Origin of the sequence: Vibrio sp. CAU 1672 (genome assembly GCF_029223195.1) — a bacterium.
Taxonomy (GTDB): Bacteria; Pseudomonadota; Gammaproteobacteria; order Enterobacterales; family Vibrionaceae; genus Vibrio.
Map to the genome: position 1 here is coordinate 1 of NZ_JARHUF010000045.1, position 8,756 is coordinate 8,756.

General features: G+C 41.6%; 11 protein-coding genes and 1 pseudogene. 3 read left to right on the forward strand and 9 right to left on the reverse strand.

Annotated elements, in window-relative coordinates; genetic code table 11:
• Positions 1–245 precede the first annotated feature (245 nt).
• Positions 246–545 carry a hypothetical protein gene (locus P2G85_RS20675; protein ID WP_038892926.1) on the reverse strand — a complete coding sequence of 100 codons (300 nt, stop codon included), beginning with the start codon at positions 543–545 and terminating at the stop codon, positions 246–248.
• Positions 546–791: 246 nt separating this feature from the next.
• On the opposite strand from P2G85_RS20675, the gene P2G85_RS20685 reads away from it, so the two are divergent.
• Positions 792–1,187, forward strand: a complete 396-nt coding sequence (locus tag P2G85_RS20685) for a hypothetical protein (RefSeq protein ID WP_275865938.1) — start codon at positions 792–794, stop codon at positions 1,185–1,187.
• 824 nt (positions 1,188–2,011) lie between these two features.
• Positions 2,012–2,347, forward strand: coding sequence for a hypothetical protein (locus P2G85_RS20700; RefSeq protein WP_180764061.1), 336 nt, complete (start codon positions 2,012–2,014; stop codon positions 2,345–2,347).
• A gap of 154 nt (positions 2,348–2,501) precedes the next feature.
• On the opposite strand, the gene P2G85_RS20705 is transcribed toward P2G85_RS20700, so the two are convergent.
• The 3 genes and pseudogenes from P2G85_RS20705 to P2G85_RS20720 form a co-directional block, all read right to left on the reverse strand.
• Positions 2,502–2,819, reverse strand: a complete 318-nt coding sequence (locus P2G85_RS20705; RefSeq protein WP_275865939.1) for a hypothetical protein — start codon at positions 2,817–2,819, stop codon at positions 2,502–2,504.
• A gap of 174 nt (positions 2,820–2,993) precedes the next feature.
• Entirely contained in the window at positions 2,994–3,374 is a 381-nt protein-coding gene (locus P2G85_RS20715; protein WP_054575556.1) for a nuclear transport factor 2 family protein, read from the reverse strand.
• A 598-nt stretch (positions 3,375–3,972) separates the two neighbouring features.
• Positions 3,973–4,062 (reverse strand): annotated as a pseudogene (locus tag P2G85_RS20720) (DUF3265 domain-containing protein); the annotation flags it as partial.
• Positions 4,063–4,310: 248 nt separating this feature from the next.
• On the opposite strand from P2G85_RS20720, the gene P2G85_RS20725 reads away from it, so the two are divergent.
• Complete coding sequence (locus P2G85_RS20725; protein ID WP_011080334.1) at positions 4,311–4,562, forward strand: YceK/YidQ family lipoprotein; 252 nt, start codon at positions 4,311–4,313, stop codon at positions 4,560–4,562.
• 798 nt (positions 4,563–5,360) lie between these two features.
• Here P2G85_RS20725 and def read toward each other — a convergent pair.
• From def to P2G85_RS20765, 5 genes are all read right to left on the reverse strand, one after another.
• Positions 5,361–5,864: a peptide deformylase gene (gene def, locus P2G85_RS20735; protein ID WP_275865940.1), complete on the reverse strand. Its 504-nt coding sequence runs from the start codon at positions 5,862–5,864 to the stop codon at positions 5,361–5,363.
• A 152-nt stretch (positions 5,865–6,016) separates the two neighbouring features.
• A complete protein-coding gene (locus tag P2G85_RS20740; protein WP_275865941.1) occupies positions 6,017–6,355 on the reverse strand; it encodes an aldehyde-activating protein in 339 nt (112 codons plus the stop codon).
• A gap of 142 nt (positions 6,356–6,497) precedes the next feature.
• On the reverse strand, positions 6,498–7,076 hold the full coding sequence (locus P2G85_RS20745) for a hypothetical protein (protein ID WP_172440795.1): 579 nt from the start codon (positions 7,074–7,076) through the stop codon (positions 6,498–6,500).
• Positions 7,077–7,216: 140 nt separating this feature from the next.
• Complete coding sequence (locus P2G85_RS20755; RefSeq protein WP_275865942.1) at positions 7,217–7,621, reverse strand: DUF4019 domain-containing protein; 405 nt, start codon at positions 7,619–7,621, stop codon at positions 7,217–7,219.
• Positions 7,622–7,786: 165 nt separating this feature from the next.
• Positions 7,787–8,053 (reverse strand): hypothetical protein, encoded by a 267-nt coding sequence (locus P2G85_RS20765; RefSeq protein ID WP_275865943.1) that lies wholly within the window; start codon positions 8,051–8,053, stop codon positions 7,787–7,789.
• Between the last annotated feature and the right edge of the window lie 703 nt (positions 8,054–8,756).

Genomic DNA, 8,756 nt, shown 5'->3' on the forward strand with positions numbered 1-8,756 from the left:
CTGATGTTGGTTCTACGTTTTGACTACCTGATGAACCAAACGCTGCAAAACACATTGTAAGTATAATTTTTGATTTGATTTTCATTCTCTGACTTCTATTTTTACGCAAAGAGAGCTAACGCCCTGTTAAGGGGTGAGCAACGCAATACCGAAGCCACCGCACACCACCTTAATCACTAAAATCAACGCATAGTGAAAATGCCACGCGTTGCGAATCCCTCTTGAACAGATTGTTAGAGCGCAACTCACAGGTTGAACAGAACTTTCAAAAGAGAATTTACCAAGGAAGAGATCCCTAGAAATAGAACTACTGGCAAACCTATCGCTATTATCAGTTTAAACTCGACAAACTGACCTACAACTGCATCACCATATCTACCGCCCAGAAACTTTCTCGATTCGTCTCCTACCGTAGATTTGACTTCATCTGTGACCGTCTTGCGATCTTTACCTATGAATTCTTTAAACAACATAAAGCCGAAGGGAGCGATAATAATGCCAGCGATAAGATATGAAATGTATTCAATTATGTCCGTCATATTCATTATTTTTCTCCTGCGCTCTAACGCCCTGCTAAGGGGTGAGCAACGCAATACCGAATCCGCTGCATACCACCTTAATCACTAAAATCAACGCATAGTGAAAATGCCACGCGTTGCGAATCCCTCTTGAGCAGTTTGTTAGTTTGTAGACCCAAAAGGTTGATTTTACGTTATTTTAAACTTTTCGAACAACAAACCTTATGTGCATTGATGCACTCAAGTCATGCGTAGTCTCGAAGCGGCTACTCAATGAAACCACTTGGAACAAACAACGCCGCAGAAAATGAACTCACAACACCAAATAGCGCTTTTGGAAAACCAATCTCACAATGCGGACTTTCAACAAAGCCACTGAAACCACGTGAACTTACCACACCAGAGAAAACACCGTTTCAGCGAGTAAATCAGCTTTTGTACCAACAACCTCAACGAGCAGAGTTTCAGCAAAAAAGTTCGACTCAGTTAACCCAAAAGTCGCCGCACCAAAGAACAAATCAACCGCTGAAGCGATGCCTGATTTGGACTTTGACCACGCAAGTTAACACTGAAATTGAACGCCGATACGACAATTTCAACTGTAAGTTATTACCACTAGATATTGAGATATGGCTGCGTTTTTCCGCTTGCAAACTAACGCCCTGCTAAGGGGTGAGCAACGCAATACAAAAGCCGCCGCAAACCACTTTAATCACTAAAATCAACGCATAGTGAAAATGCCACGCGTTGCGAATCCCTCTTGAGCAGTTTGTTAGTTTGCAAACCCAAAGCGTTGATTTTACGTTATTTTAAACTTTGCAAACAACAAACTTTATGTGCTTTGATGCACTTAAGTCAGGCGTAGTCTCAAAGCGGCTACTCAATGAAACCACTTGGAACAAACAACGCGGCAGAAAACGAACTCACGACACCAAAAAGCGCTTTTGGAAAACCAATCTTACAATGCGGATTTTCAACAAAGCCAATGGAACCACGTGAACTTCCCACACCAAAGAAAACGTCCTCGCAGCGAGTAAATCGGCTTTTGTATCGACAAACTAAACGAGCAGAGTTTCAGCAAAAAAGTTCGACTCAGAGAACCCAAAAGTCGCCGCACCAAAGAACAAATTAACCGTTGAAACGATGCCAATTTTGGATTTTTACCACGCTAGTTAACACTGAAATTGAAAGCCGATACGACAACTTAAACTTTGAGCTTTTACCACCAGATCTTGCGATATAGCTGCGTTTTTCCTCTTGCAAACTAACGCCCTGCTAAGGGGTGAACAACGCAATACTGAAGCAGCCGCAAACCACCTTAATCACTAAAATCAACGCATAGTAAAAATGCCACGCGTTGTGAATCCCTCTTGAGCAGTTTGTTAGTTTGCAGCCCCAAAGGTTTGATTTTACGTTGTTTTAAACTTTGCGAACAACAAACTTTATGTGCTTTGATGCACTTAAGTCAGGCGTAGTATCAAAGCGGCTAGTCAATGAAACCACTTGGAACAAACAACGCCGAAGAAAACGAACTCACAACACCAAAAAGCGCTTTTGGAAAACTAATCTCACAATGCGGACTTTCAACAAAGTCACTGAAACCACGTGAACTTACCACACCAGAGAAAGCGTCCTTTCAGCAAGTAAATCGGCTTTTGTACCAACAAACTCACAGAGCAGAGTTTCAGCAAAAAAGTTCGACTCAATTACCCAAAAAGTCACAGCACCAAAGAACAAATCAACTGCTGAAACGATGCCAATTTTGGTTTTTTACCACGCTGATTAACACTGAAATTAAATGCCAATACGACATGAGCTTTTACCGCTAGATCTTGCGATATAGCTGCGTTTTTCCTCTTGCAAACTAACGCCGCGTTAAGTGGTGAACAACGCCACCACCAAACCTAAACCATTGTACCTTAAACACTTAAGCTAACTTGAACTGAAATCGCCAAGCGTTGTGAATCCGCCTTAAACGCTTTGTTATGAATCATTTAGTTTGATATATACAACTTGTCTAGGTTCTCCAACCTTAGTGCAATCTTCGTCGATTTGTTCAGCTAGTGCATCACCGTAGTTATCACGAATGTATGCCAGTACTTCTGGGCGACTGAATATTGATGAGCCTTTAGATTCACCATAGTACACTTTTCCATGCTCAAACTTCACTGCACCATGTTCCTGTAATAGAGGCTTAATTTCGTCTTTAAGTGACTTTTCTTGATTAAGAAGAACTTTGATTTGACGTTTGATTTCGATTAAATCCTGAGCTAGTTGTTCGATCTTTTTTTCGTTTTCCATAACCTAACCTTTTTATTTTATAACGTTGAAATCTGGGTGATTCATAACGCCCAATTAAGGTGTGAGGCATGCAATACCGAAGCTACCGCATACCACCTTAACCACTAAAGCCAACGCATAGTAGAAATGCCACGCGTGCCGAATCACTCTTAAATTGTTTGTTAGGTGTGTAGCCTAATCTTGCACTAACCTGACCCATTTTGCTCGCCATGCCTGTGCTTCCATTGGGTCTGGCCAGAACTCTTTTTGCTTAGTTATTAAGCCGTTTTCGACGGTATGAAATGTTATAGCGCGTGCTTTTTGGACACTATCTGTAATTGATACATCAGTGACAACTGTTTCACCATCGCAAACTACAGAGTGAATTGTAAATTCCCAAATACCATTCGCAGGGTAATAGGAATTGATAGCCGTAAAGTTATCTCGTCCAATAATGAGTTCACCTGATTGCGGCCAGAAACCCTCGAAATCTCGGCTAAGCCACTCGCTTGCTTTGGCAAAGTCATTTGTATTCATCGCATCCCAAAAAGCTAGGACGACTTCCTTTGAGTTCATGATTTTCTCCAAGCACCTAACGCCCAATTAAGGGGTGAGCAACGCTACCACCCAACCTAAAGCATTGTACCGTAACCACTAAAATTGAAGTAGATGCAAAAATGCCGAGCGTTGGGAATCCCTCTTAAATTGTTTGTTATGTTTTACCACAAACGACTGATTTACTTGAGAAAGAACTGCTATTTCTGACTAGTTTTCTGAAGCAAACCACAAGGCAAGAACCAACTTGGCCGTCAAAGGCGACTAACCTAGAACCAGTAATTCCACTTCCCTGCCCAATGAGGCAACCCGACGAAGCACCAACAAGTGCCCTTTCTTTCCAACCAGAGCGCAAAACAATGCTGCATTGCCGAGGCAACTGCCAAGCCAAAATGCCAATTGCCCAAGAACCTAAAAGCGGCTTTGAGCCAGTTAAACAATAAGCCAACCGCCACGACCTGACAATGAAGCAACCCGCGAACATTGGCATGTTTTACGGGTTGAGAGATTCAAGAACTTAGACCGACAATGCGGATTTGCTGAGTCTACTAGGGACGAATTGCCAAAGGGACAAAGAACTAAAACCTAAGACCTTTAAGCCTTTGAAATACAAGTAAACATAACGCCGCGTTAAGGGGTGAATGCCGCATAAACCAAGTTTCCGCACAACACTTTCACCACAAAAATCACCGCAAACCAAAAATGCCACGCGGCATGAATCCCGCTTAAACGCCTTGTTATGTGTTTGCTAACTCTATGAAAATTAGTATTTCTTCGTCAATAGCACATTTTTTGATTCAAAAACGACCAATCATTAGAAAACAATTAGCACTAGCTATAAAGTTATCTGATATTCATTCATTAATAAAACGTTAGCTAAGGTCTAGGTAAATGAAATTCAGTTTAAAAATAGTACTATCATTACTACTTGTTACTTTAACGTCTGGCTGCTCATCGATGGATGCACATGGTTACGGAGGTTATGGCAAACCATTTTCCGGAACGGCATTGTCAGTAGTCCGTCTGCCTTGCTTCTTTCGGGGAACAGCGGTCGACTACGCTTTAAGCCCTTTATCGTTAGTGGCAGTACCAATAAATTTAGCTACAGATGTTGTTTTTCTACCCTTTGATTTAGCCATGATATTCACGCCCACAACAAGCTACGGGGAAGTAATTTCAATTGGCTGCCCCAGAGGCCCTATGATCTAGAACTGACGCTGTCTTTCTAGGCTCCAACACCAGTAGATACGCTGGTGTTGGAAGAACACATAACGCCCTGTTAAGGTGTGAGCAACGCAATACCGAAGCTTCCGCATACCACCTTAAACACTAAAACCAACGCATGATAAAAATGCCACGCGTTGCGAATCACTCTTAAACAGTTTGTTATACGCACGATCGTTTAAGCCAAAATTCTATGCCAAGCCCTACTTTGAAACCATGATCTTTATGTGCTTTGATGCACTCAAGTCAGGCTTAGACTTGCAGCGACTTGCCACTGAAACCACATGGAACAAACCGCGCCGTAGAAAACGGACTGACAACACCCAAAAGCCCTTTTGGAAAGACAATTTCACAATGAGGACTTTCAACAAACTCACTGAAACCACGTGAACTCACGACACCAGAGAAAGCGACCGTTCAACAAGTAAATTGGCTTTTAGAAAGGCAAACTCACAGAGCAGTATCTAAGCGAAAAACACTGCCTGGACTGACCCCAAACAATCACCACCAAAGAAGACAACCACCGACAAACGACAGGCCGAAAGTGAGCAATGAACCAAGGAAAACTAAGATTGATGCCGGAAAATCTCGACGCCCAAAAACCAGAACTAGATATTGACCTGAATTTTTAGACTTTCTTTATATAGCGTATAACGCCCAATTAAGGGGTGAACAACGCCTCCACCCAAACCTAAAGCATTGTGCCATAAACACTCAAACTGAAGTAGAAGCAAAAGTGCCAAGCGTTGTGAATCCCTCTTAAATTGATTGTTATGAGCGGGGTTAAGAGCGCGCTTTGACGTACTTTTTAACCTTTTTCATAGCCATTTGACGCTTAAGTGGCGAAAGATAGTCGATAAACAAGTTACCCGATAAATGATCTATTTCGTGCTGCATTACGATGGCTAGAAACTCATCATTTTCGATGGTTATTGGCTTACCTTCGCGATCTAAAGCAGACACAACAACTGAAGTAAAGCGCTCTACGTCCGCATAGTAATCAGGAACTGATAAGCAACCTTCTTGACCCAATGCTTTATCCGAGCCACTAACCACTTCTGGGTTAACCAAAATTAGCGGTTCATCTCGACTTTCTGAAAGGTCGATAATAACAACAGCCTCTTTACGACCGACTTGAGTCGACGCCAAACCGATACCATTGTCAGTCGCATATAGCGTTTCCAACATATCGTCTATTAATGTTTGTACCGTAGTAATATCTTGCACCTTTTCCGCTTTGACCTTAAGCCTTGGATCTGGTGCGGTCAGAATTTCTAAAACTGCCATATTTTCCTTCTAATTCTTAGAAGCTCATAACGCCAAATTAAGGTGTGAACAACGCTAGCACCTTAGCTAAACCATTGTGCCATAATCACTAAACTGACTTGAAGTGAAAGCGCCGAGCGTTGTGAATCACTCTTAAATTTATTGTTAGGTGATTAGTACGATGCACCATTGATCTTCCGAACTGAGATACCGGAAAGCACTTCATGTTCAGCCATTCTCATATTTACAGCTAAGATATCTTCGGAACATTTCTGTGTCGTTACGTAATGCGTTAAACAACCACATGAGTTGCAACGATGAAATTCTACTTCTTTGTCACCCCAACAATAGAAAGCCGTTTTCTCATTCATGCTGATTTGAACTTGTTCTGGAGAAAAGTACGCCCACGCCGCAGCATAGCGACGACAAATAGAACAGTTACACTCTCCAACTTCTTCAGGAAGCGAGCTCAACACCAAGCTAACGTTTCCGCAATGGCACTTTAATTCCATTCGATGATTCCCTGTATTCACCTAACGCCCAATTAAGGGGTGAACGACGCCTCCACCCACACCTAAAGCATTGTGCCATAAACACTAAAACTGAAGTAGAAGCAAAAGTGCCAAGCGTTGTGAATCCCTCTTAAATTGCTTGTTATAGCTGGCCTGACGAGTGCTCCGATTTATTGTCCAATTCATAGCGCATTTGATACTCAAATGTTTCTAATGCATCGCTAACTTTTCCAATAAGCGCAGAAAAAACTTCGACGTTAATCTGCTTCAAGTCTTTGTTTGGAATCTCACCACTTCTTGTTTTGCTATACCGAAAGTTCATCGACTCTGGATCGATGGTACATAGCTCATCCATAATTTTGTCAATGAAACTTATTTCTTTTTGGTTGCTCCGATTATTCAATTTTCGGTAGTAACCTTTAACTTGAGGCCACAGATCTTTGATTTTATGAGTTGGGGTCACTTTATCATTACTATCGTGAAGTTGAATGTTTAGCTCAATAATATTTTTTAGTTGTAATTCAATGTGATGACGATAAAGAAAAATTATCGGATATACCAAATAGTCTATTTCAGAATGATTTTTGGTGAGCTTTTTGACTAGCGCATCAGCAGCCTTTTTATAACCATATATGTATCCATGAGACATATCTGATTGAAAATTCAAGCAAGCATTTGTATGCCAATTTTCATGTTCAGAAAATAGTGACTCGAAATCCATAGTTTTCTCCATAAGCTATAACGCCCTGTTAAGGTGTGAGCAACGCAATACCGATGCTTCCTCATACCACCTTAACCACTAAATCTAACGCATAGTAAAAATGCCACGCGTTGCGAATCACTCTTAAACAGTTTGTTAGCTTACTGGCCAAGCGAGTTGATGAAATAACCAATAACAACCCAACCAGTTTTACTTTTAGAGAGAGTTAAGGTTTCTGTCGACTGCTTACCCGAAAATATCGTTTGATATTGAATTACAACGTACTCACCGTCCGGCACATTCGGCAAGGACTTCATCGACGTTGTCGTTGTTAGACGGCGAGATTCAAGATTACCGACCTTTGCACGTATAGTGCTAACAGCTGCAACCCACTCACCTTTTGATATTTGTGAACGAAACAAACCACCAGCACTGTCCCAGCTTTCACCGTAATGTTGATTGTCTATTAAACTAAGCCACTCTGATGCCGTAACATCGATAGGCTTCGTTTGTGCGAATAACAATGTAGGAACGAACAACAGAACCAGTATGAATTGTCTAAGCATACAAAATTAACCTTTTCTTCGTTGTAAGCTAACGCCCTGTTAAGGGGTGAGCAACGCAATACAAAAGTCGCCGCATACCGCCTTAAACACTAAAACCAACGCATAGTGAAAATGCCACGCGTTGCGAATCCCTCTTGAACAGTTTGTTAGGCGCGTAGTCACTTTTTATAACTGAATCTCAACGTTGTTCCTTACATATGTAGGGATAGACAACTGCTCATCTATATCTTTGAACTTTGGCTGTTGAGGCATCAATTCTATTACCGCGTTCAGTTCTTCAAAACTGATACCTACAACTCGGCAAGCAGTCATCAAACCATTTATAAAGCACTTTTTATCCCGCTTTTGCTGTTGCTCACTTGCAGGAATAGACGAGTACAATTCACACTCTTTCGTTAATAAGGTTAGAAGTTCTTCTCTTGAGGTTTCCATATACAAACTCAGTTACTAGACAGTTTGGACACATTATCAATGATTTAAGACACAACTTCCAAGAGCTTGGTCTGACGTTGCAAACCAAGCGCCTAACGCCCTGCTAAGGGGTGAGCAACGCAATACCGATGTTGCTGCAAACCACCTTAATCACTAAATTCAACGCATAGTGAAAATGCCACGCGTTGCGAATCCCTCTTGAGCAGTTTGTTAGTTTGCAGACCCAAAAGGTTGATTTTACGTTATTTTAAACTTTGCAAACAACAAACTCACAGAGCAGAGTTTCAGCAAAAAAGTTCGACTCAATGCCCCCAAAACTCACAACACCAAAGAACAAATTTACCCTTGAAACGATGCCAATTTTGGATTTTTACCACGCTAATTAACACTGAAATTGAACGCCAATACGACAATTTCAACTTTGAGCCTTTACACTAGATCTTGCGATATAGCTGCGTTTTTCCTCTTGCAAACTAACGCCTTGCTAAGGTGTGAGTAACGCAATACAAAAGCTACCGCACAGCGCCTTAATCACCATAAGCCACCGCAAAGTAAAAATGCCACGCGTTACGAATCACTCTGATCCGCACCAGCAGTTTTGGACACCGAGTTAAGTGAGTACAATCACTAACGAGGTGAAGCATGACAAGCAAGAAAAAACGTATTATCCATTCTCCTGAATTTAAAGCAGAAGCACTGAAGC

Coding starts and splice junctions, on each gene's coding strand:
- P2G85_RS20740 (WP_275865941.1), bottom strand. CDS start 6,355: ATGGAATTAAAGTGCCATTGCGGAAACGTTAGCTTGGTGTTGAGCTCG.
- P2G85_RS20675 (WP_038892926.1), bottom strand. CDS start 545: ATGAATATGACGGACATAATTGAATACATTTCATATCTTATCGCTGGC.
- P2G85_RS20755 (WP_275865942.1), bottom strand. CDS start 7,621: ATGCTTAGACAATTCATACTGGTTCTGTTGTTCGTTCCTACATTGTTA.
- P2G85_RS20705 (WP_275865939.1), bottom strand. CDS start 2,819: ATGGAAAACGAAAAAAAGATCGAACAACTAGCTCAGGATTTAATCGAA.
- P2G85_RS20715 (WP_054575556.1), bottom strand. CDS start 3,374: ATGAACTCAAAGGAAGTCGTCCTAGCTTTTTGGGATGCGATGAATACA.
- P2G85_RS20685 (WP_275865938.1), top strand. CDS start 792: ATGAAACCACTTGGAACAAACAACGCCGCAGAAAATGAACTCACAACA.
- P2G85_RS20765 (WP_275865943.1), bottom strand. CDS start 8,053: ATGGAAACCTCAAGAGAAGAACTTCTAACCTTATTAACGAAAGAGTGT.
- P2G85_RS20700 (WP_180764061.1), top strand. CDS start 2,012: ATGAAACCACTTGGAACAAACAACGCCGAAGAAAACGAACTCACAACA.
- def (WP_275865940.1), bottom strand. CDS start 5,864: ATGGCAGTTTTAGAAATTCTGACCGCACCAGATCCAAGGCTTAAGGTC.
- P2G85_RS20725 (WP_011080334.1), top strand. CDS start 4,311: ATGGATGCACATGGTTACGGAGGTTATGGCAAACCATTTTCCGGAACG.
- P2G85_RS20745 (WP_172440795.1), bottom strand. CDS start 7,076: ATGGATTTCGAGTCACTATTTTCTGAACATGAAAATTGGCATACAAAT.